Below are 24,349 nucleotides of genomic sequence, written 5' to 3'. Positions count from 1 at the left end.
GGCGCGGATGCGCCCCGCCCTCAATAACGCTATAGTGGCAACAAATCAACGGCGATGAAGGAGACGAGGATGGCGCAGGCCAACTGGGCGGGGAACGTGCGCTTCGGCGCACAGCGGGTCGAGACGCCGTCGAGCGTCGACGAGGTCCGTGCGGTGCTGGCCTCGGCCGGCCGCGTGCGCGCGCTGGGGTCGGGGCACTCGTTCAACCTCATCGCCGACACCGACGACACGCTCCTGTCGACGGCGCGGCTCACGGCCGCGCCGCGCATCGACCCAGGCGCCCGCACCGTCACGGTCGGCGCGGGCATGCGCTACGGCGAGCTCGCGCCCGCGCTCGAGGCCGAGGGATGGGCGCTCGCGAACCTCGCATCGCTGCCGCACATCTCGATCGCGGGCGCGATCGCGACCGGAACGCACGGATCGGGTGACACGGTCGGCACGCTCTCCTCCGCGGTCGCGGCTCTCGAGCTCGTCACGCCGACGGGCGAGGTCGTCACCCTGCGCCGCGGCGACCGCGACTTCGACGGGGCCGTGGTCTCGCTCGGCGCGCTCGGCATCGTCACCGAGGTGACCCTCGACATCGAGCCGACCTTCGCCATCCGCCAGCGCGTGTACGAGCGGCTGCCGCTCGAGGTCGCGCTCGCGGAGTTCGACGTGCTCATGGCCTCGGCGTACAGCGTCAGCCTCTTCCACCGCTGGGACGACCCCGACGTCATCGACCAGGTCTGGACGAAGGCGCGCGGCGATGAGGCACCGCGGCTGCCGGGCGACATCGCCGAGGCGACCGAGCAGGTGCACATGCTCGCCGGCGTCACCCCCGAGGCGACCACGCCGCAGCTCGGCGAGCGCGGCGCGTGGCTCGACCGGCTCGCGCACTTCAAGCTCAGCCACACGCCGTCGAACGGCGCCGAGCTGCAGTCGGAGCTCCTCGTGCCGCGCACGCACGCGGTGGGGGCGATCGAGGCCGTCCGCGCGCTCGCCGACGAGGTCGCGCCGCTCGTGCAGGTGATGGAGATCCGCTCGATGCGCGCCGACGACCTCTGGCTGAGCCCCGCCTCCGGTCACGACGCGATCGGCCTGCACTTCACGTGGCACCAGCGCCAGGCCGAGGTCGAGGCCGTCGTGGCGAAGCTCGAGAAGGCCCTCGAGCCGTGGGGTGCGCGCCCGCACTGGGGCAAGCTCACGCGACTCGACGCCGACATGCTCCGGTCGGTCTGGCCGCGCCTGGGCGACTTCGCGGAGCTCGCGCGGCGTTTCGACCCCGAGGGGAAGCTGCGCAATCCGTTCCTGGACCGGGTGCTCGCCGCAGCGGGCTGAGCCGCCGGCTAGGCGAGCGCGTCGACGATCGGACGGAACTTCACGCGCGTCTCGAGCAGCTCGGCCTCGGGCTGGCTGCCCGCGACGATGCCCCCGCCCGCGTGCGCGGTGACCGGGCGGTGCGCACCCTCGGGTGCGCCGATCTGGGCGCAGCGCAGCGCGATCGCCCATTCGCCGTCGCCGTCGCCGTCCACCCAGCCGACGGGCCCGGCGTAGCGACCGCGGTCGAACGGCTCGATGCGCCGGATGGCGGCGATCGCGTCGGGCGTCGGGGTCCCGGCCACGGCGGCGGTCGGATGCAGCGCGCGCACCATGTCGAGAGCCGAGTCGCCGTTCGCGAGCGTGCCCTCGACATCCGTCGCGAGGTGCCACACGTTCGGCAGCTTCAGGGTGAACGGCTGCTCGGCGGCGACGAGAGCCGACGTGTGGGGCTCGAGCGCCGTGAGCACGCTCTGGACGGCGTAGCGGTGCTCGTCGAGGTCCTTCGGGGTCGTCGCGAGCTCGGCCGTGATCGCCGTGTCCTCATCCGCGTTCGCGCCGCGCGGGCGGGTGCCGGCGAGCACGCGCGCCGTGACGGTGCCTCCCGAGACCGTGACGAGCGTCTCGGGGCTCGCCCCGATGATGCCGTCGACGGCATAGGCCCAGGTGCCGGGGTATCCCTCCGCGAGAGCGCGCACGAGCCGCCGCAGGTCGGCGTCGGCGGGCAGCGTGCCCGCGATGTCCCGCGCGATGACGACCTTCTCGACCTCGCCGGCGGCGATCGCCTCGAGTGCGGCGGCGACCGCCGCGGTGTGCCCTGCGGGGTCGAGCTCGCCGGGACCGAGCGTCGCCGACCAGTGCGGGCCATAAGCGAGCGGCTCGGGGGCGGCCGGCTCCGGGCCGTCCAGCCGCGAGATGCGCGTCATCCACGCGCGGCCGCCGCGGCGCCCCACGACAATGCTCGGCACGATGAGCGTGCTCGGCGCGAGCGAGGTCTCGTCGAACGCGAACGCCCCGAACGCGACGAGTCCGGTTCCCGGCAGGCGGACGGCGTCGTCGACCTCGGTCGCGGCCGAGATCGCGCGCCACACGTCGGCGATCGCCTCGAGCCGGCCGTCCTCTCCGACGTCGATCCGCAGCACCTCGGCTCCGGATCCGATCATCCCCTCGCCGCGGCGCATCCAGACGAGCGGGTCCTCGGCGGAGGAGAGCAGCAGCGGATCCTCGGGGGCGTCGATGGGGCGCGTCACCGCGCGCAGGCGCGGCAGGGAGAGCGGGTCGGGCACGGCCTCCAGCCTAGGGACTCACGCTGAGCGCACGTCGTGCGCGTCTACACTCGGCAGGGTGAGCGCCGACCGACCCGCCGTGGGAACCCGACTGCTCTTCCGCTGGCGCAAGTGGGACGGCTCTCCGCACTGGGTGCACGAGTGCGTGTATCTCGGGTCGGACGACTGGGGCGACTGGTTCGGCCAGCTCCCTGGGTGGCGCAGCGCGCGCCCCGGTCGCGATGTCGTCCTCGACGCCGCGTGCATCACGCTCCTCCCCGCGGGCGAGGCCACGTGGACGCTCACGCGGAACGCGGCGCCGTCGCTCACGCGCGTCTACATCGATCTCGCGTGGGATGCGCGCTGGGATGGCCCCGAGCCGACGGCGATCGACATGGACCTCGACGTCGTGCACCGCCTCGACCACCGCGGCATCTACGTCGACGACCGCGACGAGTGGGACGAGCACCGCGCGCACTACGGCTATCCCGCCGACGTGCAGGAGGAGCTCGAGGCCCGCACGCTCGTCCTCGAGCAGGAGGTGCGCGCCGACGTCGCGCCGTTCGACGACGCCACCGCCGACCGCTGGTTCGGGGTGCTGCACGACCTAGACTCGACAGGGTGAGCGCCGCACCGAAGGAACCCAACCGCGCCGACCTCGGCAAGGACCCCGCGAGCGTCGCGGGGATGTTCGATCAGGTCGCCGCGCGCTACGACCTCACCAACGTCGCGATGACGTTCGGGAACGACGCGCTCTGGCGGGCGGCGACGACCCGCACGGTCGCGCCTCGGCCGGGGGAGCGCATCCTCGACCTGGCGGCGGGCACCGGCTCGTCGTCCGCGTCGCTCGCGCGCAGCGGCGCCGAGGTCGTCGCCGCCGACTTCTCGCCCGGCATGCTCGCCGAGGGGCGCCGGCGGCACGGCGACATCCGCAATCTCACCTTCGTGCAGGCGGACGCCACCGACCTGCCCTTCGATGACGACGAGTTCGACGCCGTCACGATGTCGTACGGGCTCCGCAACGTCGACCGCCCCAAGAAGGCGATCGCCGAGCTCTTCCGCGTGACGAAGCCGGGCGGACGGCTCGTCATCAACGAGTTCTCGACCCCGCCCGGGCGGCTGTTCGGAAGGCTCTACCGGTTCTACGGCGACAACGTGCTGCCGCGGGTCGCGCGCCTCGTCGGATCGAACGGGGAGGCCTACGACTACCTCAACGAGTCGATCCGGCACTGGCCGGACCAGGCGACGCTCGCGACGTGGATCCGCGAGGCGGGCTGGGTCGACGTGCGGTACCGCAACCTGAGCTTCGGCATCGTCGCCCTGCACCGCGGGGTCAAGCCGACGGGCGAGGCGGCATCCGGAGATGTCTCGGCCTGAAGGCACCGTGAGCGCCGGTGCGGGCCGGGCAGGTAGGCTGGGCAGGTGACTCCGAGCCCCTCCGCGCCGGGTTCGCAGCTGGCGAGCCGATTCGGTCTGAGCGACCGCGTGTTCGCCGGACCCGTCGCTCGGCGCCTCGCGGCGAAGATCGAGGAGGGACTCGAGCAGGTCGAGAGCGAGCTCGCCGTCGAGCTCAAGGCCGCCGACCCGCTCGTCGACGCGATGAGCCGGTACCTCTACGAGGCCGGCGGCAAGCGCGTCCGCCCGATGCTCGTCCTGCTCACCGCTCAGCTCGGCCAGGGGGCGACGCAGCCGGTCATCGAAGCCGCCAAGGCCCTCGAGCTCATGCACCTCGGGTCGCTCTACCACGACGACGTCATGGACGGCGCCGACCGGCGTCGCGGCGTCGCGGCCGCGCACCAGGTCTGGGGCAACAGCGTCGCCATCCTCACGGGAGACCTGCTCCTGTCCCGCGCGAGCGTGATCATGTCGCGCAACGGCGAGGAGGCCATGCGCATCCAGTCGCAGACGTTCGAGCGCCTCGTCCTCGGGCAGATGCACGAGACGCTCGGAGCGCAGCCGGGCGACGACCCGATCGAGTTCTACATCGGCGTGCTCGCCGACAAGACGGGCTCGCTCATCGCCGCGGCCGCCCAGGCCGGAGCGTACTTCTCGGGGGCCGACGAGAAGTACGGCGAGCCCCTGCGCGTGTACGGCGAGAAGGTGGGCGTCGCGTTCCAGCTCGCGGATGACGTGATCGATCTCTCGGCGAACCCCGACGACACGGGCAAGGTGCCGGGGACGGATCTGCGCGCCGGCGTGCCGACGATGCCCTACCTCCTCCTGTCGCGTCGCGATGACGACGCGTCGCGCGGCCTCCTCGCGCGCATCGATGAGGGTGTCGCGCGCATCGCCGACGGCGCCGACCCCGCGATCCTCGACGGGCCGCTCGCGGAGCTCCGCGACCACCCGGTGACCGAGGCCACCCGCGAGCTGTCGCTCGAATGGACCAGGGGCGCCATCGCGGCGCTCGACGCGCTCCCGCGCGGCGCCGTCCGCGAGGCGCTCACGCGCTTCGCGGAGAGTCTCGCCATCCGCTCCAGCTGACGCCCGCCTCCGCGGTGCCGAACGAAGGGACCGATATGACCCAGCTCCGTCTCGCCATCGTGGGCGCAGGCCCGGCCGGCATCTACGCAGCGGACATCCTGCTGAAGACCGAGCGCAGCTTCGACGTGTCGATCGACCTGTTCGAGCAGCTCCCCGCGCCCTACGGCCTCGTCCGCTACGGCGTCGCGCCCGATCATCCGCGCATCAAGGGCGTCGTCGGCGCCCTCCGCGAGGTGCTCGACCGCGGCGACATCCGCATCTTCGGCAACGTGCGCTTCGGCGAGGACCTCACGCTCGACGACCTCAAGCGCCACTACCACGCCGTGCTCTTCGCGACCGGCGCGGTGCGCGACGCCGACCTCGCGATCCCCGGCATCGACGCCGACGGCTCGTTCGGCGCCGCCGACTTCGTGAGCTGGTTCGACGGGCACCCGGATGTCCCGCGCACGTGGCCGCTCACGGCGTCGTCGGTGGGCGTGATCGGCAACGGCAACGTGGCCCTCGACATCTCGCGCATGCTCGCCAAGCACGCCGAGGACCTCCTGCCCACCGAGATCCCGGACAACGTCTACGAGGTGCTCGCGGCATCGCCCGTCACCGATGTGCACGTGTTCGGCCGCCGAGGCCCCGCGCAGGTGAAGTTCACGCCGCTCGAGCTGCGCGAGCTCGGCGAGCTGCGCGACGTGGACATGGTCGTGTACGACGAGGACTTCGACTACGACGAGGCGTCGAAGGCCGCCGTCGCGTCGAACAAGCAGGTCAAGGTCATCGACCGCGTCCTCCAGGAATGGCGCACCCGCCCTGGCGCGAACGGGGCCGGGGGAACCGCCTCGCGTCGTCTGCACCTGCACTTCTGGGCGCGCCCCGTCGAGGTGAAGACCGATGAGCAGGGCCGTGTCGCCGCCCTCGTGTACGAGCGGACGCGACCGGATGGCCACGGCGGCGTCATCGGGACAGGCGAGATGCGCGAGGTGCCGATGGGGCAGCTCTACCGCGCCGTGGGGTACTTCGGATCGCCCCTGCCCGGCGTGCCGTTCGACGAGAAGCACGGGGTCATCCCGAACCACGAGGGCCAGGTGCTGCACGAGGACTCGAACGAGCGCGTGCCCGGGCTGTACGCGACAGGCTGGATCAAGCGCGGCCCTGTCGGCCTCATCGGGCACACGAAGTCCGACGCGATGGAGACCGTGCAGCACATCGTGAACGATCAGGGCTCGTGGTGGCAGCCGGAGGACCCGTCGGCCGACGCCATCCCCGCGCTCCTCGCCGAGCGCGGGGTCATCTGGACCGACCTCGAGGGGTGGCATCGGCTCGACGCGCACGAGATCGCGCTGGGCCAGCCGCACGGCCGCGCGCGCGTCAAGGTCGTCCCGCGCGACGAGATGGTGCGGATCTCGCGCGACTGACGGCCCGAGCGCCGGGTCGGCTCAGTCGCGCGGGCGCGACGTCGACGAGCGCACGACGAGCTCGAACGGCAGCGGGATGTCCGCGAGCGGCTCGGAGCCGTCGCGCGGCTCGAGCTGCTCGAGCAGGATGTCCACCGCGCGCGCTCCCTGCTTCCGCGGGAACTGCGCGACCGTCGTGAGCCCGAAGAACTCGGCCTGGTCGTGGTCGTCGATGCCCACGACCGAGACGTCGTGGGGCACGGCGAGCCCGAGGTCGCGCGCCGCGAGGATGGCGCCGATCGCCATCTCGTCGGAGGCCGCGAAGATCGCCGTCGGACGGCTGCGCGGGGGAGCGCCGAGGAGCTGCTTGGCCGCGTGGTACCCGCCCTGCACCGTGAAGTCGGCGTTCGCCACGAGGTCGGCGTCGAACGGGATGCCCGCCTCGTCCAGCGCCGCCTCGTACCCGTGCCGGCGCTGGACAGGCAGGTGGAAGTCGGAGTCGAACTCCGGTCGGCCGCCGAGGTGGCCGATCCGCGTGTGCCCGAGCCCCGTGAGGTGCTCCGTCGCGAGCTTGGCGACCGCGACGTCGTCGATCGCGAGCGTGCGCACCCCCGGGATGGGCCCGCCGACGCCGACGATGGGCTTGCCGAGCGCGTGCAGGCGGGCGACCTCGTCCTCCGTGAGCTCGAGCGACACGGCGATCACGGCGTCGACGCGCTGGCGCAGGAGGAAGTGCTCGAAGACGCTCGCGCGCTCCTCCCCGCCGCCGGAGAGGTTGTAGAGCGTCACGTCGTAGCCCGCCCGGAGGAGCGCCTGCTGAGCGCCCTCGAGCACGGAGGCGAAGTACCACCGGTTGAGGAACGGCAGCACGACGCCGACGTTGCGCGTGCGCCCGCTCGCGAGGCTCGAGGCGTTCGATGAGACGACGTACCCGAGCGCGTCGGCCGCCGCGAGGACGGCCTCCTTCGCCGCCGCCGACACGTGGCCGCGGCCGGAGAGGGCGCGCGAGACCGTGGCGGTCGAGACGCCTGCGCGCTGCGCGACCTCGGCGATGCTCACGGAATGCACGCGTTCATCGTAGGAGACGCGGGGCATCCCGCGTCATCCTGCGATGAACCAGGCGGCCGTGTCGGCGGGGACGACGCCCTCGCCGAGCGGCCCGCTCGCGCACAGGACCCGCATGCCCTCGGGCGCGGGGACATCCTCGGATCCCGTGTTCGCGATCACCGTCACACGCCCGTTGCGGAACGCGAGGACGTGCGTCGGCCATCCGTCGACCCACTCGAGGTCGCCGCTCGCGAGGGACTCCTCGCGGCGCAGCCGCAGGAGGTCGCGGTAGAGCGAGAGCGTCGACGCAGGATCGTCGCGCTGGACGTCGCGCGCGAGCGCCCGCCACTCGGCCGGCTGGGGGAGCCACGACGCCCCGGTCGCGCTGAAGCCGAACGCCGGCGCGCCGGCCTCCCACGGGATGGGAACGCGGCACCCGTCGCGGCCGTAGCGCTCGCCGTTCGTGCGGAACCAGGTCGGGTCCTGGCGGGCCTCATCGGGAAGCTCGATCGCCTCGGGGAGCCCGAGCTCCTCGCCCTGGTAGATGTAGGCGCTTCCCGGCAGCGCGAACATGACGGTCGTCGCCGCTCGGGCGCGGCGGAGGCCGACGACGGGGTCGGGCTTGCCCGGGGAGAGCGGGCCGATGCCGTGACCCTGCGGGCTGTCGGCGCCCAGCGCGAGTCGCGAGGCGTGCCGGATGACGTCGTGGTTCGACAGGACCCACGTCGCGGGCGCGCCGACGGCCGGGAAGGCCTCGAGCGAGTCGGCGATGACCGTGCGCAGGGCCGCGGCGTCCCACTCGGTCATCATGTACGGGAAGTTGAAGGCCTGGTGCATCTCATCGGGGCGCACCCACAGCGCGGTCTCGCGCGCGGTCGGACGCCACGCCTCGGCGCACAGCGCGCGGTCGCCGTCGTACTGCTCGAGCAGCGCGCGCCACTCGCGGTACACCTCGTGGACGCCGGGGCGCCCCCAGTAGGGCACGTCGTCCTCGGCCTCGCCGCCCATCGAGTCGGCGTCCTCGGGCTGGATGTAGTCGGGGAGCCCGTCCTCCTTGATGAGGCCGTGCGCGACGTCGACGCGGAAGCCGTCGACGCCCCGGTCGAGCCAGAAGCGCAGGATGTCGAGGAACTCGTCGCGCACCTCGCGCTGCGTCCAGTCGAAGTCGGGCTGGCTCGAGTCGAAGAGGTGCAGGTACCACTGACCGGGAGAGCCATCTGCTTCGGTGACGCGCGTCCACGCGGGGCCGCCGAAGATCGACTGCCAGTTGTTCGGCGGCTCGTGGCCGCCCGGGCCGCGGCCGTCGCGGAACAGGTAGCGCGCGCGCTCGCGGCTGCCGGGCGCGGCGGTCAGCGCCTCCTGGAACCAGACATGCTGGTCGGAGGAGTGGTTCGGCACGAGGTCGATGATGACCCGGATGCCCCGGGCGTGCGCGGCCTCGAGCATCGCGTCGAAGTCGGCCAGCGTCCCGAAGAGCGGATCGACGTCGCGGTAGTCGGTCACGTCGTAGCCCGCGTCGCGCTGGGGCGAGGTCATGAACGGCGAGAGCCAGATCGCGTCGATGCCCAGCTCGGCGAGCGCGTCCATGCGCGACGTCACGCCCGCGAGGTCGCCGACGCCGTCGCCCGAGGCGTCGGCGAAGGAGCGCGGGTAGATCTGGTAGATCGCGGCGGTGCGCCACCATTCAGGGGTCATGGTCGCCCACTCTAGAGGATTTCGGCGTCGGTTGTAAGCGTTTGCAGTTCACGGGCGCGTAACTCGGCCCGCGATTCGTATCGAATCGGTCACGCCCGCAGATTCGCGGTTTTCAAATCGGTGCTCGACGGTGTATACATGTAAACGCTTGCACAGTTGCGGGCTCATCAACCAGGAGGACACACCAATGAAGGTGAACAGCAGGGGACGCTTCGCGGCCGTCGTCGCGATGGCCGGCGTGACGGCACTCGGGCTCGCGGGTTGTGCGAGCGACAGCGCGAACGAAGGCGCTTCGGGCGGCGGAGACGCCGAGGCGCCCTCGTCGACGCTCACCGTGTGGGTCGACGCCGAGCGCGTCGACGCGCTGCAGGCGGTGGCCGACGCGTACACCGAGAAGAGCGGCGTCGAGGTCGAGCTCGTCGGCAAGGACAACGCGACGATCAAGGACGACTTCATCCAGCAGGTGCCGACCGGTGAGGGCCCCGACATCACGATGGGCGCGCACGACTGGCTCGGCGAGCTCGCGACGAACGGCGTCGTGGCGCCGCTCGAGCTGGGCGACGCCGCGGGCGACTTCCTCGACGTCGCCGTCGAGGCCTCGACGTACGACGGCACCGTCTACATGCTCCCGTACGCGGTCGAGAACATCGCGATGCTGCGCAACGCCGAGCTCGTCCCCGAGGCCGCGACGAGCTTCGACGACATGATCGCGAAGGGCCAGGCCGCCGGCCTCGAGACCCCGTTCGTCGTCGAGCAGGGCGCGGAGGGCAACCCGTACCACCTCTACCCGTTCCAGACCGCGTTCGGCGCTCCCGTCTTCGGCACGAACGAGAACGGCTACGACGCGACCGACCTGCAGCTGGGCAACGCCGGCGGCGAGGAGTTCGCGACGTGGCTCGGCGAGCAGGGCGGCAAGGGCGCGTTCAACACCGACATCGACGGCGACATCGCCAAGCAGGCGTTCCTCGACGGCACGGCGGCCTTCTGGCTGACCGGCCCGTGGAACGTCGGCGCAGCGGTCGACGCGGGCATCGACGTCGCGATCGACCCCGTCCCGAGCCCGACCGATCAGCCGGCATCGCCCTTCGCGGGCGTGAAGGGCTTCTTCGTGTCGGCCGAGTCGGACGACAAGGTCGCCGCGAACGACTTCCTCGTGAACTACCTCGGCAGCGAGGAGGCGCAGCTCGCGCTCTTCGAGGCCGGCAACATCCTCCCCGCGCTCTCGTCGGCCGCGGAGACCGCCTCGAGCGACCCGATCATCGGCGGCTTCGCGACCGTCGGCGCGGAGGCCGTGCCGATGCCCGCGATCCCCGAGATGGGCGCCGTGTGGCAGTACTGGGGCATCGCGGAGGCCGAGATCATCAACGGCGCCGACCCCGTCGCGACGTGGGAGAAGCTCGCCGCCGACGTGCAGGCCGCGATCGGCTGACGCACCCGCTCGGATCGCGGACGCGGGCGGGCCGCCCTCTCGACGGGGGCGTCCCCGCCCGCGGCCGCGGCCCATCCGAGCGCACCGCAGCGGTCCGCCCGCCCTGGCGACCGGCCGCTGACCCCACGAGACAGCGATAGGAACCCATGACCGACACCCTCTCCGGCGCCGAGACGGCGACCGAAGACCCGAAGCCCACGGCGCGCCAGCGGCGCGCGCGGTCGATCGCCGACCAGGCCGGCGGCGGACTGGCCTCCGTGATCGTGAAGATCGCGGCCCTCGCGATCGTCGACGCGATCGCCGTGTACGCGGCTCTCGTGCTGCTCGGCCACGAGCAGTGGATCGTCCTCGCGGCGGTCGTGCTCGTGGCGGGAATCGTCAACTGGGTCTACTTCTCCCGCCGCGCGCTCGCGGCGAAGTACCTCGCGCCCGGCCTCATCTTCCTGTGCCTGTTCCAGGTCTTCGTGCTCGTCTACACGGGCTACGTCGCCTTCACGAACTACGGCACGGGCCACAACGGCTCGAAGGAGCAGGCCGTCGCCTCGCTCATGGCCTCGGCCCTCGAGCGCGTGCCCGACTCCGCGAGCTACCCGATCACTGTGGTCGAGGCCGGAGGCGAGATCGGCCTCCTCGTCACCACACCCGACGGCGAGGCCCTCCTGGGGACCGCCGAGCAGCCCCTCGCGCCGGTCGACGCCGGCTTCGACGGCGACAAGGCCGTATCGGCGCCCGGCTGGACGACGCTGCAGTTCGCCGACGTGCTCGAGCGCACCGACCAGATCACCGAGCTCGCCGTGCCGTTCTCGGACGACCCGAACGACGGCGCCCTCCGCACCCCCGACGGGACGAGCGCGTACCTCTACACCTCGACGCTCGAGTACGACGAGGCGGCCGGCACGCTCACCGACCTCCGCAGCGGCACCGTCTACTCCGACCTCGGCACCGGCGCGTTCACGGCGCCCGACGGCACCGAGATCCTTCCCGGGTGGCAGGTGACGGTCGGCTTCGACAACTTCATCCGCGCCGTCACGGACGCGCGCCTCGCGAGCCCGCTCGTCTACGTCACGATCTGGACGTTCGCGTTCGCGCTCATCTCGGTCGCGTCGACGTTCTTCCTCGGCCTCTTCCTCGCGATCGCGTTCAACAACGCGCGCATGCGGGGGCGCCGCACCTACCGCGTGCTCATGATCCTCCCGTATGCGGTGCCGTCGTTCCTGTCGGCACTCGTGTGGGCCGGCATGATGAACCAGAGCTTCGGGTTCCTCAACGAGGTGATCTTCGGCGGCGCCGACATCCCGTGGCTGACCGACCCCGTGCTCGCGAAGGTGTCGGTGCTCATCGTGAACCTCTGGCTCGGCTTCCCCTACATGTTCCTCGTGTGCACGGGAGCGCTGCAGGCCATCCCCGAGGAGCTCCAGGAGGCCGCGACCGTCGACGGCGCGAAGCCATGGGCCGTTTTCCGGCTCATCAAGCTGCCGCTCCTGCTCGTGAGCGTGGCGCCTCTGCTCATCGCGTCGTTCGCGTTCAACTTCAACAACTTCAACATCGTCTACATGCTCACGAACGGCGGTCCGCGCGACAGTGAGGCGCCGATCCCGGTCGGCCACACCGACCTGCTGATCTCGATGGTCTACAAGGTCGCCTTCACGGGGCAGACCCGCGACTACGGGCTCGCGAGCGCGTACTCGATCATCATCTTCATCATCGTGGCGGTCATCTCCGTGATCGCGTTCCGCCGCACCAAGTCCCTCGAGGAGCTGAACGGATGACCGCCTCACTCGACACCGTCGCCATCACCGGCGGCAGCCGCGGCGCGTACGCGCCCCGCCGGCGCGGCTTCGGGCGCTGGTTCGCCGACACCGGATGGCGCCACCTCGTCGGCGTCGTCATGGTCGCGTTCTCGCTCCTGCCGATCGTCTTCGTCATCTCGAGCTCGCTGAACCCGAACGGCACCCTCACCGGCTCGAACGCGCTCTTCTCGAAGATCGGCATCGACAGCTACGTGCGGATCCTGAGCGACCCGAAGGTGCCGTTCGTGGCCTGGTTCGGCAACACGCTCATCATCGCGGGCATCACCGCCGTCGCGACCGTGTTCCTGGGCGGGCTCGCGGCGTACGCGTTCTCGCGCATGCGGTTCGCGGGCCGCCGGTTCGGGCTCATCGCGATCGTCGTCGTGCAGATGTTCCCGCAGCTGCTCGCCGTCGTCGCGATCTTCCTCCTCATGAGCGCGATCAGCGACTGGTTCCCCGCGATCGGCCTGAACACCCGCATCGGCCTCATCCTCGTCTACCTGGGCGGCGCGCTCGGCGTGAACACCTACCTCATGTACGGGTTCTTCAACACGATCCCGCAGTCGATCGACGAGGCCGCGAAGATCGACGGCGCAGGGCATGCGCGCGTGTTCTTCACGATCATCCTTCCGCTCGTGGCGCCCATCCTCGCGGTCGTCGCGCTGCTGTCGTTCATCGCCTCGGTGAACGAGTACGTGGTCGCGTCGGTGCTGCTCATCGACACCGACGTGCAGACGCTCGCGGTCGGCCTCACGAAGCTCGTGTCGAACCCGCGCTACGCCGACTGGAGCGCGTTCTCGGCGGGCGCCGTGATCGCGGCGCTGCCCGTCGTGGCGCTGTTCCTCTTCCTCCAGAAGTACATAGTCGGAGGACTGACGGCGGGCGCCGTGAAGTAGGCCGCACCGCTCGTCGAGGGGCTCGCGCTGGGGCGCGGGCCCCTCGACGTGTCTGCGGTCCCGCGCCTGGAGCTGCCCTGCGGTACACATTGCAGGAGTTCCTTCGGGGTGCGGATGGCTGCGCCCCGGATTCCTGCGGGTCGCGGTGCGCGCGGGGCCGGGATCTCCTGCGTTCTGTCCCGCATCGGGAGTGAACGACAGAGCCCCGGCCATCCGAGAGCGGATGGCCGGGGCGCTGTCGACGGGGATCAGCCCTGGGTCGACTGCGCGGGAGCCGAGACGCGGCGCGGCTGCCGACGGCGCGGCGGGCGCGACGGGGCGCTCTCGGCGCCTGCGGCGTGCGTGCGGGGAGCGGTGTCGCCCGACGAGGTCGAGTACATCGGCTGCGAGCCGCCCTGCGCGCGCCCGCGGCCGCCCTGACCGCGCGCCGCGCCGCCGTTGCGACCGCCGCCGTTGCGACCAGCCGAAGCACCGCCGCGGCCGCCCGCGCGCTCGGCCGACTGCTGGCCGCCCTGACCCTCGCGGGCCGCGCGCTTGCGACGGGCGTTCGCCCCCTGCGACGTGCCGGGAGCCGACGGCGCGGGAGCGTTGCCCGAGCCCGGGCCGCCCGGGACGGGTGCGACGCGCGGAGCGACCTCGCCGACGAGGGCCGTGACGGCAGCGCTCTCGGGCGTGACGCGCTGCGGCTGCGCGGCGATGCCCGCCTTGCGCAGCAGCTGCTTGGTGTCCTGGCGCTGCGAGGGCAGCATGACCGTGACGACGTCGCCGGCCGAGCCCGCGCGCGCGGTGCGGCCCGAGCGGTGGACGTACGCCTTGTGCTCGGCGGGCGGGTCGACGTGGACCACGAGGTCGACGCCGTCGACGTGCACGCCGCGCGCGGCGACATCCGTCGCGACGAGCACGCGGACGCGGCCCGACGAGAAGTCCGCGAGGTTGCGGTCGCGGGCGTTCTGCGACAGGTTGCCGTGCAGGTCGACCGCGGGGATGCCGCGCGCCGTGAGCTGCTTGGCGAGCTTCTTCGCCTGGTGCTTGGTGCGGGTGAAGAGGATGCGGCGGGCGACGCCCGACGCGAGGGTGCGGACGAGCTCGGTCTTGTCCTCGTCGTCGACCTCGAAGACGTGGTGCGTCATCGCGGGGACCGGCGACTCGGCCGGGTCGATCGAGTGGCGCACCGGGTCCTTGAGGAATCGCGCGACGAGCTTGTCCACGCCGTTGTCGAGCGTCGCGGAGAAGAACATCCGCTGACCGCCGGCAGGTGTCTTCGCGAGGATGCGCGTGACGCCGGGCAGGAAGCCCAGGTCGGCCATGTGGTCGGCCTCGTCGAGCACCGTCACCGCGACGCGGTCGAGGTTGACGATGCCCTGGCTCATGAGGTCCTCGAGGCGGCCGGGGCAGGCGACGACGATGTCGACGCCGGCGCGGAACGCGGCCTCCTGCGGCTTCTGCGAGACCCCGCCGAACACGACGGCGACGGTGAGGCCGGAGGCCTTCGCGAGCGGCGTGACGACGCGTGCGATCTGGGTCGCGAGCTCGCGGGTCGGGGCGAGCACGAGGCCCGACGGACGCCCGGCGATGCGCTTCGGCTTCGCGGCCGACAGGCGCGCGACGAGCGGGATGGCGAACGCGAGCGTCTTGCCCGAGCCGGTCTTGCCGCGGCCGAGCACGTCGCGGCCGGCGAGGGTGGAGGGCAGCGTCTCGCGCTGGATGGGGAAGGGGGTCGGGCGGTCCTCGGCGACGAGCACCTCGATGAGGTGCGCGGGGACGCCGAGGTCGGCGAAGGTGGTCTCGGGCTGCGTGGTCGCAGTGGTCACAGATGACTGCTTTCGAGAAGGGGCCGTCGTGCAGGGGAACACGCTGATCGCGGGGCACGACGGCAGGTGGCGAACTCGGCGGATGCCGGATCCGTTCGCCGCGGCAGGATGTTCGCGAGGCGCGGCGGGGGAGTCCCTCCGCGCGATCAAGACACGACGACGCGCGACACTCGGGTCGCGCAGATCCCGACTCTAGCATCCGGCGCTGAGCGCGGCCTGGGGCACCTCTCCCTGATGTGCGGGCGGCCGCCGCTCGATACTGTGCTTGCAGACAAGTCCGCGGATGAAGGGGGACGCGATGTACAACGACGACTACGGATGGATGGCCGGGCTCGGCGTGGGGATGATGATCCTGGGGCTCGTCATCTACCTCGGGATCCTGGCGCTCATGCTGTGGGTGGGGTACCTGATCATGCGGACGGCCGTGAAGAACGGCATCCTGCGCGCGGACGAGGAGCGCGCGGCGCGCGGGCTCGCGCCGCGGCCCGGTGCGCCGTATCCGCCGCAGCAGGGATATGCGGGGCCGCAGCACCCCGGCTCGCCGGGATCGGGACCGTCCTACCCGGGCGGCACGGCGAACCCGCCGTCCACGCCGCCGCGGGACTGAGACGCGATCGGCCCGGCGCCTTCGAGGCGCCGGGCCGAGCCGCATTCCTGCGCGCATCCCCCCGGAGCGGAGGCGGTGCTCCCCAGAAGCCCCGCCCCCGCAGGGACCCGACCTGCGTCGGAGCCCCCGTCGATGAGACCGCCGAGCGGCCCATCCATGACGCGGGTTCAGGAACCCCTCAGGTTCAGCGGTAGTTGATGAACTGGAGGTCGATGTCGAGGTCGGCGGCCTTCAGGAGACGGATGACCTCCTGCAGGTCGTCGCGGCTCTTCGACGACACGCGCAGCTCGTCGCCCTGGATCTGCGACTTCACGCCCTTGGGGCCCTCGTCTCGGATGATCTTGCCGATCTTCTTCGCGTTCTCCTGCGAGATCCCCTCCTTGAGCGTGGAGGTGATGCGGTACTCCTTGCCGCTCGCGACGGGGTCGCCCGACTCGAGGCTCTTGAGCGAGATGCCGCGCTTGATGAGCTTGGACTGGAAGACGTCGAGCACGGCCTTCGCACGGTCCTCGCTGTCCGCCTTGATGAGGATGGCCTCGCCGCTCCACTCGATGGAGGCGCCGGTGCCCTTGAAGTCGTAGCGCTGCTCGACCTCCTTGCGTGCCTGGTTGAGCGCGTTGTCCGCCTCCTGGCGGTCGATCTTGGAGACGATGTCGAATGAGCTGTCGGCCATGTCGAAAAGCCTACTCACCCGATCCCGGGCGGCGCGGGGCTTCGTAGAATGGCCCGCGAGAACACGGCGAGGAGGATGGCCATGCGCCCGCTGACAGAGAAGGATGTCCTCGAGTCGTTCGTGAACGCGGACGACCGTGAGCTCGAGCTCGTCGAGCTTCCCCACGACTTCCCGCTCACCGAGTGGGATCACCTCGACTTCCTCGCCTGGCGCGATCCGCACACCCACAGCCGCGGGTACATCGTGGCCGAGATCGACGGCGAGCCGACCGGCGTCGTGCTGCGGGCGGCCTCGACGACCTCGGGCGCGCGACACGGCATCTGCAACATCTGCCGCACGATGCAGCCCGGCAACCAGGTGACCATGTTCACGGCGCGCAAGGCGGGCCGTGCGGGGCAGAAGGGCGACAGCGTCGGCACGTACATCTGCGCCGACCTCTCCTGCCACGAGAACGTGCGTCTCGCGCTGCCGCTCGCGCCGAACGAATACCGGGCGAGCGTCGACATGAAGATCGACGGCACCGCGCGGCGCTCCCGCGCGTTCGTCGAGCGGGTTCTCGAAGACGCGGCCTGACGTCCGCAGGCGCGCCTAGACTCGCCGCATGAGCACGCCCGTCCGCACGATCGGCCGCCTCCTCCTCGGCTCGGCGCTCGCGTTCGCGGGCGTCGCGCACCTCACCGTCGCCCGCGGGGAGTTCCGCGCGCAGGTGCCCGACTTCGTGCCGCTCGACCCCGACACGACGGTCGTGGCCTCGGGCGTCGTCGAGGTCGGTCTCGGAGCAGCGCTGCTCTTCGCGCGCCGTCGACGCCGCCGGATCGGCACGCTCGCGGCACTCTTCTTCGTCGCCGTCTTCCCGGGCAACATCGCGCAGTGGTGGCATCGCCGGAGCGCGTTCGGACTCGACACCGACGGCAAGCGCTTTGCGCGCCTCTTCTTCCAGCCGCTCCTCGTCGCCCTCGCGGTGTGGTCGACGCGGACGCCGCGCGTGCGCTGAGCAGGAGACGCGCGAGCGAGGCCGACGATGAGCGAGCGGATGGCCAGGGCGCGCCACGCGCGAAGAGGCCGGCTGCTGCCGGCGTGTCGGGTCGCCGCGGGAGTGGCGATCGCCGTCACGGCCGTTGCGCTCGCCGCATGCGGGCCGTCGTCGCCTCCGAACGGGGACGGCCCGACGGTGCCGGCGAGCTCCGCATCGACCCCGCCGTCGCCATCCGCGCCCTCCGGCTCCGGATCGCCCTCGCCATCCGCGCCCGCCGCTTCGCCTCCGAAGCCCTCGCCGCAGCCATCCGCCCTCGTGCTCGATGAGCGCCGCGTGGTCGCCGAGGGACTCGACGCGCCCTGGTCGGTCGCGTTCCTGGGCGCGACGGCGCTCGTGAGCGAGCGCGACAGCGGGCGCATCCTCGAGCTCGACGGTGAGGGCGGCGTGCGCGAGGTCGGCGTCATCCCCGGCGTCCGCGCGGGAGGCGAGGGCGGTCTCCTCGGCATCGCGGTGCACGATGGCCTGCTGTATGTGTACTTCACGGCGTCGGGGGAGAACCGCATCGAGCGCTTTCCGCTCGACGGCGACCCGCTCGCCCTAGGGGCGGGCGAGACCGTGCTCGCGGGGATCCCCGCCGCCGGCAACCACAACGGCGGCCGCATCGCGTTCGGCCCCGACGGGATGCTCTACGCGACGGCGGGCGACGCGGGCGACCGGTCGAGCGCGCGAGACCCGGCAGCCCTGTCCGGCAAGATCCTGCGGATGACGCCCGAAGGCGACGTACCGGCCGACAATCCGTTCCCCGGATCGCTCGTCTACAGCCTCGGGCATCGGAACCCGCAGGGCATCGCGTGGGCGCAGGACGGCACGATGTACGCGAGCGAGTTCGGCCAGGACACGTGGGACGAGCTCAACGTCATCGAGCTGGGCGGAGACTACGGATGGCCCGACGTCGAGGGCGCGGCCGGGCGGGCGGGCCTGATCGATCCCGTGCAGCAGTGGGCGCCGGCCGACGCGAGCCCGAGCGGCATCGCGATCGCGGGCGACACCCTCTACATCGCCAACCTGCGGGGCGAGCGCCTGCGCGAGGTTCCGCTGGCCGACCCTGCCTCCTCGACCGAGCACCTCGTCGCGGAGGAGGGGCGCCTGCGTGACGTCGTGGTGACGCCCGACGGAGAGCTGTGGGTGCTGACGAACAACACCGACGGTCGCGGCGAGCCGCGCCCGGAGGACGACCGGATCCTCGGGTTCGCCCTGCGCTGATTCAGTCCGCGAGCGCTCCGCGGATCGCCACCGCGATCGCCGGCCGCGGGTCGCTCGTATCGCCGCGGGCGATGCGGTGCAGGATCAGTCCCTCGCACACGCTCATCACGGCGGCCGCCGCCGCGTCGGGATCGCGTGCGCCCAGCCGGGCGACCGCGTCGGACACGACCGCGACATAGCGCTCGCGCGACGACGACAGCTTCGCGCTGAGCTCGGGGTCGTGCGACGCCTCGAGGAAGAGCGCGTGGCGGGCGATGGTGTGGGTTCGTCGGGGGCCCGTGATGAACTCGACCATTCCGGCGAGGGCATCGACGAAGGCGTCGGGGTCGGCGGGCAGGGGCTCGGCGGTGTCGAGCTCGGACGCGACGATGCCGTCGACGACCCCCGCGAGAAGCGCCTCCCGCGTGCGGAAGTAGTTCGACGTGCTGCCCTCGGGCAGGCCCGCCCGCCGATCCACCCTCCGATGCGTGAAGGAGCGCATCCCCTCCTCGCCGAGGAGGGCGATCGCCGCCTCGACGACGAGCTCTCGCGTGCGTGCCATCGCGCTCCAGGGTAGTCATGGTGTTGTTACTACGATCGTAGTAACATGCGGCCATGAGCGCTCTCGAACTGCGCATGCCGGACCTGGCCGACGTGACGCATCGCATGGTCCAGGTGCACGAGCACGGCGACGCGCTCGCGCTGCACGTCGCCGAGGCGGGCGCCGGCGTGCCGGTGCTCCTCCTGCACGGCTCGCCCCAGCACTGGTGGGAGTACCGCCGTGTGATCCCCGAGCTGGCCGCCGATCATCGTGTGATCGCGGCCGACCTGCGGGGCGCGGGATGGTCGGACGCTCCCGATCACGGGTACGACGAGGCCCAGCAGACGGCGGACGTCCTCGCTCTGCTCGACGCGCTCGGCATCGAGCGTGTGCACCTCGTCGTCCACGACTACTCCGCGTTCCTCGGCTGGCGTCTCGCGTTCGACCATCCGGATCGGCTCGCGAGCCTCACGGCGCTCGGGAGCCCGCATCCGTGGAGCGGGATCACGCCGAAGATGGCGCTCCAGCTGTGGCGCGTCTGGTTCCTTCCCGTGATCGCGTCGCCGCTCGGTCCGCGGCTCCTCGCGCGAGGGCGGCAGCGGCTCGCACGGCACATGCTCCGCGAACGGGCGGCGGGTGTCGCCGACCTCGGCGGAGACGACGTCGAGGCCTTCCTCGCGCCCCTGCGCGACCCCGCGCGGCCTACCGCACTCGCGCTCGTCTACCGCAGGCTCATCCTGCCGGGCATGAGCGCGATGTCGCAGTGGAAGGAGCGGACGCTGCAGGTCCCCACGCGGATCGTCGTGGGGGCCCAGGATCCGGTCATGCGCCATGCCGTGCTGGACGACGGCGGCGGCCGCGCCGTCGACCTCCGCATGAGCCGGGCGGATGGCGCGGCGCACTTCATCGTGGACGAGCGCCCCGATGCCGTCCTGGCGGCGGTGCGCGAGCTCACGCGCTGACGACCATCCCCATCCGCAGATGGCGCCCGTTCCGGTGTCGCGGCCGCGACCATCCGGAACGGGCGCCTTCCGCCCTGACTCCTACAGCGTGGAGCTGTCGATGACGAAGCGGTACCGCACGTCACTCGAGAGCACGCGCTCGTACGCCTCGTTGATCTGCTCGGCCGGGATCAGCTCGATCTCGGGCGCGATGCCGTGCTCGGCGCAGAAGTCGAGCATCTCCTGGGTCTCCGCGATCGAGCCGATGCCCGATCCCGCGAACGAGCGGCGGTTGCCGAACAGCGTGAAGACGTGCAGAGCGAGGGGCTCGGGCGGTGCGCCGACGTTGACCATCGTGCCGTCGAGACGGAGCAGCGAGAGGTAGCGGTCGAGGTCGAGCGGCGCGCTGACGGTGTTGACGATGAGATCGAACCGGTTGCGCAGCTCGGCGAAGGTCGCGGGGTCGGCGGTCGCGAAGTGATCCGTCGCCCCGTAGCGCAGGGCGTCATCCTTCTTGTCGAGGGTGCGCGACAGCACCGTCACCTCGGCGCCCATCGCGGCGGCGATCTTGACGGCCATGTGGCCGAGACCGCCCATGCCGACGACCGCGACGCGCTTGCCGGGGCCCGCATTCCAGTGGGCGAGCGGCGAGTAGGTCGTGATGCCCGCGCACAGCAGCGGCGCTGCCGCCTCGTACGGGATGGCCTCGGGCACCTTCAGGACGAAGTCCTCGTCGACGACGACGTGCGTCGAGTACCCGCCCTGCGTGATCGTGCCGTCGCGGTCGACCGACGCGTACGTCTGCGTGTTGCCGGCGAGGCAGTAGTTCTCCATGCCCGCCTGGCAGTTCTCGCACTCGCGGCACGAGTCGACCATGCAGCCGACCCCGACGCGGTCGCCGACGGCGTGCTTGACGACGTCGGAGCCGACCTCCACGACCTCGCCGACGATCTCGTGGCCGACGACCTGCGGGTAGGTGATCGGTCCCCAGTCGCCGCGGACCGTGTGGATGTCGGAATGGCAGATGCCGGCGTAGCGGATGGCGATGAGGACGTCCTTCGGCCCGACATCCCGTCGTTCGATGGTGGTCGGGACGAGCGGCTCGGTCGCGGATGGCGCCGCGTAGGCGTTGACAGTGAGCATGCGATCTCCTGTGATGCGGTCTGTCGACGCCCGACGGGCGTCGATGGATTCCATCCTCATGCGGGATCGGGGGCGGAGGGCGCGATGCGGGGGTGCCGGTCGCACTTTCCTGGCGGAAGCGCGCGTGCCGCATCGAGCGCGCTCCCGGCCGAGGCGGAGGTGCCGTGCGTAGCCTGAGGGCGACACGCGGTCGGCGCGTGGGGGAGGAGGACGACATGCCCTCGGTCGTCGACGTGCTGATCGTCGTGCTGCTCCTCGGCGCGCTCCTGTCGGGACTGCGCGCGGGCTTCTTCGCCGCGCTCGGCGCCCTGTGCGGACTCGTCGCGGCGGGCGTCGCGGCTCCGTGGGTCCTGCCCCTCGTCGCCTCCGCCGTGCCGGATGAGGGATGGCGCGGGCTGGCCGTGATCGGAAGCGCGGTCCTCCTGCTCGCGCTCGGTGCGAGCCTCGGGGCCGCGATCGGCGGGATCATCCGGCGCGGTGCCGACAGGCTGCGCCTTCGCGCGCTCGAGCGGCTGCTCGGCGGCGCCTTCGGGCTCGTGGCCGGCACGCTCGCGGTGTCGCTCACCGGAGCGGGGATCGCGTCGGCCGGCATCCCCGCCGTGTCGTCGTCGGTCGCGTCCTCGTCGCTCCTGCGGACCATCGACGCGCTCACTCCCGCTCCGCTGTCCGAGGCCATGGCGCGGCTTCACTCGGCCATCCTCGGAGAGACGGTGCTGCCGACGATCGACGGGCTCCTCGGCGACCTACCCGACGCGGCGGACCCCGGCAGCGCGGATCTCGAGAACCCCGCGCTCGCCGCAGCAGCCGAGTCGGTGGCCAGGGTATCGGGCGTGGCCGCCGCCTGCAGCACGCGGCCCAGCGGAACCGGCTTCGTCGTCGCCGAGGACCGGATCGTCACGAACGCCCACGTCGTGGCGGGGGTCGAGACGCCCATGGTCGAGCTGCCCGGCGAACCGGCCCGTGACGGCCGGATCGTGTACTTCGATCCGATCGACGACCTCGCGGTGATCGCCGTCGACGTCGAGGCCGCGCCGCTCGCGCTCGACGACAGCGTGCAGGCGGGTGACGCCGGGGCCGTGCAGGGATACCCGTACGGCGGCCCGTTCCGCACCGTCTCGGCCGGCATCGCGGCGAGCGGCCCCGCGCTCATCGAGGACATCTACGGTGAGAGCACGACAGAGCGGGCGATCTACGCGCTCGAGGCGGAGGTCGCCCCCGGCAACTCCGGCGGTCCGCTGCTCAGCGAGGACGGCACGGTCGCCGGGGTCGTCTTCGCCCGCGACGAGGCGCGTCCGGAGATCGGCTACGCGATGTCGAACGCCGAGCTGCAGCCCGTTCTTGACGCGCTTCCCGGAGCGACCGACACGGTGTCCACCGGGCGCTGCCTGGGCTGAGAATGTCGCATCCGAGGGGGCCGGGCCTCAGCTCGTCTCGATTGCCCGGAGAGGGCGATGCACGCCTCGGGGGCGGTAGCCGAGTTCCGCGCTGCACCCCGCCAGGTCCGCGAGATACCAGACGATGGAGAGCCACATCTCGGTGCCCTGGAGACCTGGCACCGTTCCAGGGCGATCGAGCGACGGCCACCCGACTCGGAAGCCATGCCCTGCATCCTCCTGCCAAGCGCTCAGCGCCTGACGCAGGAGAGATTCCGCGACGTGCTGGATGTCATCGGCGCGGTGCTCGGCGCGCCGGCTGAGCCACAGGGGGTGCGCGACATCGAGGACGTTGCAGGCATTGAGCTGATCGGGGGCGAAGAAGCGCCTGTCCTGTGCATGTCTCAGCACGGTGTCGACGACACGGTCGGCGAAGGGCACCGGCCGACGGAACTGCGACAGACTGCCTCGCGATGCCCGGTAGAACCCGTTCACGATCTGCAGCAGCCCGTCGGAGTCCCCGGGCTCTCCCCACATCCCGGTCCATGGCGAAGCGTGCGTGAAGAGCCAGCCGAAGTACGCCTCCTCGACACCGGCGGGAATGGGATCGCCGCGCCGCACGGACCACCAGAGCGCTGTGCCGATGATGTCGGCCCAATGGCCCGCGTGCCACGCACCGTCCCGCCAGGGGAGCCCATCGAGCCTGCGCACGAGGTCCGCGGGCGTCGTGTCCGTGATCATTTTGAGCGGGTGAGCGAATCCGCTCCCGAGCACATCGAGCGCATAGCCGGCGCTCAGTACGTGATACCCGACGTCGCCGTCGTCGGGGCTGCCCGGAGCGAGCGGCTCACCCCGCTCGTCCAGGAGTGCGATGAGTCCGGTCTCCGGGTCTTGCCAGCCGCGGAGCCGGTCGACGATCGTCTGCTTCGGGGTCTGCGGCGGAGCGTCGTCGAGGAGCATGTCCGCGATCTCCACGGCGTCGCACTGAGCCCGGACAGTCGGCGCGGCGCCCGGGATGTCCGTGAAGAGCCCGAGGTCGGCGTTCCAGCACCGCTCCAGCACACTCGTCGCCTGTCGGCGGGCCCGCTCGCCGTACTGCGCGACCAGTGCCGAGAGCCCGTCGCGCTCGGTCCGGCCACGCGGCGCGACGCGCCACCTGATGAGCTTCGCCGGGTTGCCTCCGACGACGGCACCCGCCGGCACATCCTTCGTGACGACCGCTCCGGCCGCGAGCACCGCGCGGTCTCCGATGGTCACTCCGTCGAGGATCACGACGTGCGAGCCGACCCAGACGTCCTCGCCGATCCGGATCCCCTTCGACGTGAGCGGCTGGTGGAAGACCCACCTGTCGGGATCATCGATCGTGTGGTTGAAGCCCAGGATCGAGGTGTGCGCGCCGATGCGCACGGCGTCGCCCATCTGCACGATGCCGCGGACCACCGCGTAGGCGTTGATGGTGCAGTGCCGACCGGTTCGGATGTCGCCGGTCACATAGGCGCCGGCCGCGATCGTCGACCCCGCTCCCAGTTCGAGCGCGTCGGTGTCGACGTTCGCCGTGGTGGCGATGTAGACGTCGTCGCCGATTCGATGGCCCGGACGCTCGGCGAGGCGAGCCGCGATCGCCGTCTGAAGGTCGCGTTCACGGTCTCCGCCCTCAGCGGGGAACAGCCAGGGGGAGAAATCCCACCGCTTCATGTCCGGCTGTGGCTCCGCAGAGGGGGCGGTGTCGAGCGAGTGTGGGGTCGAGGACATGTG

The 24,349-nt window shown here is 71.7% G+C and carries 22 protein-coding genes; 14 read left to right on the top strand and 8 right to left on the bottom strand.

The annotated features are described in order from the left end of the window. Positions 1-69 precede the first annotated feature (69 nt). Complete coding sequence (locus M1D46_RS15955) at positions 70-1,317, top strand: FAD-binding protein (RefSeq protein ID WP_456286068.1); 1,248 nt, start codon at positions 70-72, stop codon at positions 1,315-1,317. Positions 1,318-1,325: 8 nt separating this feature from the next. On the opposite strand, the gene M1D46_RS15950 is transcribed toward M1D46_RS15955, so the two are convergent. Next, positions 1,326-2,582, bottom strand: coding sequence for an isochorismate synthase (locus M1D46_RS15950; protein ID WP_456286067.1), 1,257 nt, complete (start codon positions 2,580-2,582; stop codon positions 1,326-1,328). A 58-nt stretch (positions 2,583-2,640) separates the two neighbouring features. Here M1D46_RS15950 and M1D46_RS15945 point away from each other — a divergent pair, with 58 nt between their 5' ends. From M1D46_RS15945 to M1D46_RS15930, 4 genes are all read left to right on the top strand, one after another. After that, positions 2,641-3,186, top strand: a complete 546-nt coding sequence (locus M1D46_RS15945) for a DUF402 domain-containing protein (protein WP_456286066.1) — start codon at positions 2,641-2,643, stop codon at positions 3,184-3,186. Positions 3,187-3,248: 62 nt separating this feature from the next. Beyond that, the gene (locus M1D46_RS15940; RefSeq protein ID WP_456287182.1) at positions 3,249-3,938 is read left to right on the top strand and encodes a class I SAM-dependent methyltransferase; all 690 of its coding nucleotides are present in this window, start codon (positions 3,249-3,251) and stop codon (positions 3,936-3,938) included. Positions 3,939-3,983: 45 nt separating this feature from the next. Beyond that, positions 3,984-5,045: a polyprenyl synthetase family protein gene (locus M1D46_RS15935; RefSeq protein WP_271174588.1), complete on the top strand. Its 1,062-nt coding sequence runs from the start codon at positions 3,984-3,986 to the stop codon at positions 5,043-5,045. Between the two features lie 35 nt (positions 5,046-5,080). Continuing rightward, complete coding sequence (locus M1D46_RS15930; protein WP_456286065.1) at positions 5,081-6,451, top strand: FAD-dependent oxidoreductase; 1,371 nt, start codon at positions 5,081-5,083, stop codon at positions 6,449-6,451. Positions 6,452-6,472: 21 nt separating this feature from the next. Here M1D46_RS15930 and M1D46_RS15925 read toward each other — a convergent pair whose 3' ends face one another. Further along, entirely contained in the window at positions 6,473-7,498 is a 1,026-nt protein-coding gene (locus M1D46_RS15925; protein ID WP_456283811.1) for a LacI family DNA-binding transcriptional regulator, read from the bottom strand. A 33-nt stretch (positions 7,499-7,531) separates the two neighbouring features. Further along, complete coding sequence (locus M1D46_RS15920) at positions 7,532-9,172, bottom strand: glycoside hydrolase family 13 protein (protein WP_456286064.1); 1,641 nt, start codon at positions 9,170-9,172, stop codon at positions 7,532-7,534. A gap of 187 nt (positions 9,173-9,359) precedes the next feature. Between M1D46_RS15920 and M1D46_RS15915 the strand changes: the two genes are divergently transcribed. The 3 genes from M1D46_RS15915 (at position 9,360) to M1D46_RS15905 (ending at position 13,287) form a co-directional block, all read left to right on the top strand. Then, positions 9,360-10,601 carry a sugar ABC transporter substrate-binding protein gene (locus M1D46_RS15915; RefSeq protein ID WP_456286063.1) on the top strand — a complete coding sequence of 414 codons (1,242 nt, stop codon included), beginning with the start codon at positions 9,360-9,362 and terminating at the stop codon, positions 10,599-10,601. Positions 10,602-10,747: 146 nt separating this feature from the next. After that, positions 10,748-12,370, top strand: coding sequence for an ABC transporter permease subunit (locus M1D46_RS15910; protein ID WP_456286062.1), 1,623 nt, complete (start codon positions 10,748-10,750; stop codon positions 12,368-12,370). Next, a complete protein-coding gene (locus M1D46_RS15905; RefSeq protein WP_156243004.1) occupies positions 12,367-13,287 on the top strand; it encodes a sugar ABC transporter permease in 921 nt (306 codons plus the stop codon). The genes M1D46_RS15910 and M1D46_RS15905 overlap by 4 nt, the downstream gene beginning before the upstream one ends. A gap of 248 nt (positions 13,288-13,535) precedes the next feature. Here the strand turns inward: M1D46_RS15905 and M1D46_RS15900 are convergent, their stop codons facing one another. After that, positions 13,536-15,098 (bottom strand): DEAD/DEAH box helicase, encoded by a 1,563-nt coding sequence (locus tag M1D46_RS15900; protein WP_456286061.1) that lies wholly within the window; start codon positions 15,096-15,098, stop codon positions 13,536-13,538. Between the two features lie 283 nt (positions 15,099-15,381). Between M1D46_RS15900 and M1D46_RS15895 the strand changes: the two genes are divergently transcribed. After that, entirely contained in the window at positions 15,382-15,705 is a 324-nt protein-coding gene (locus M1D46_RS15895) for a hypothetical protein (protein WP_271173682.1), read from the top strand. Positions 15,706-15,889: 184 nt separating this feature from the next. Here M1D46_RS15895 and M1D46_RS15890 read toward each other — a convergent pair whose 3' ends face one another. Beyond that, positions 15,890-16,378, bottom strand: coding sequence for a YajQ family cyclic di-GMP-binding protein (locus M1D46_RS15890; protein ID WP_271173681.1), 489 nt, complete (start codon positions 16,376-16,378; stop codon positions 15,890-15,892). Positions 16,379-16,459: 81 nt separating this feature from the next. Here M1D46_RS15890 and M1D46_RS15885 point away from each other — a divergent pair, with 81 nt between their 5' ends. From M1D46_RS15885 to M1D46_RS15875, 3 genes are read left to right on the top strand one after another with little or no spacing between them, the layout of a single operon-like run. Beyond that, on the top strand, positions 16,460-16,951 hold the full coding sequence (locus M1D46_RS15885; protein WP_456286060.1) for an FBP domain-containing protein: 492 nt from the start codon (positions 16,460-16,462) through the stop codon (positions 16,949-16,951). A gap of 28 nt (positions 16,952-16,979) precedes the next feature. After that, on the top strand, positions 16,980-17,372 hold the full coding sequence (locus M1D46_RS15880) for a DoxX family protein (RefSeq protein WP_456286059.1): 393 nt from the start codon (positions 16,980-16,982) through the stop codon (positions 17,370-17,372). A gap of 39 nt (positions 17,373-17,411) precedes the next feature. After that, positions 17,412-18,617, top strand: coding sequence for a PQQ-dependent sugar dehydrogenase (locus tag M1D46_RS15875; RefSeq protein ID WP_456286058.1), 1,206 nt, complete (start codon positions 17,412-17,414; stop codon positions 18,615-18,617). A 1-nt stretch (position 18,618) separates the two neighbouring features. Here M1D46_RS15875 and M1D46_RS15870 read toward each other — a convergent pair whose 3' ends face one another. Next, positions 18,619-19,158 carry a TetR/AcrR family transcriptional regulator gene (locus M1D46_RS15870; RefSeq protein WP_455970705.1) on the bottom strand — a complete coding sequence of 180 codons (540 nt, stop codon included), beginning with the start codon at positions 19,156-19,158 and terminating at the stop codon, positions 18,619-18,621. A gap of 53 nt (positions 19,159-19,211) precedes the next feature. Between M1D46_RS15870 and M1D46_RS15865 the strand changes: the two genes are divergently transcribed. Then, positions 19,212-20,099, top strand: a complete 888-nt coding sequence (locus M1D46_RS15865) for an alpha/beta fold hydrolase (protein WP_456286057.1) — start codon at positions 19,212-19,214, stop codon at positions 20,097-20,099. 81 nt (positions 20,100-20,180) lie between these two features. Here M1D46_RS15865 and M1D46_RS15860 read toward each other — a convergent pair whose 3' ends face one another. After that, on the bottom strand, positions 20,181-21,221 hold the full coding sequence (locus M1D46_RS15860; protein WP_456286056.1) for an NAD(P)-dependent alcohol dehydrogenase: 1,041 nt from the start codon (positions 21,219-21,221) through the stop codon (positions 20,181-20,183). A gap of 215 nt (positions 21,222-21,436) precedes the next feature. On the opposite strand from M1D46_RS15860, the gene M1D46_RS15855 reads away from it, so the two are divergent. Further along, entirely contained in the window at positions 21,437-22,615 is a 1,179-nt protein-coding gene (locus M1D46_RS15855) for a MarP family serine protease (RefSeq protein ID WP_456286055.1), read from the top strand. Positions 22,616-22,642: 27 nt separating this feature from the next. Here M1D46_RS15855 and M1D46_RS15850 read toward each other — a convergent pair whose 3' ends face one another. Continuing rightward, positions 22,643-24,346, bottom strand: coding sequence for an acyltransferase (locus M1D46_RS15850; RefSeq protein WP_456286054.1), 1,704 nt, complete (start codon positions 24,344-24,346; stop codon positions 22,643-22,645). Positions 24,347-24,349 lie beyond the last annotated feature (3 nt).

It is taken from the genome of Microbacterium sp. JZ70 (genome assembly GCF_053903225.1).
Note: the sequence above shows the minus strand (reverse complement) of the source record. Positions and strands in the feature narration are given on the sequence as shown.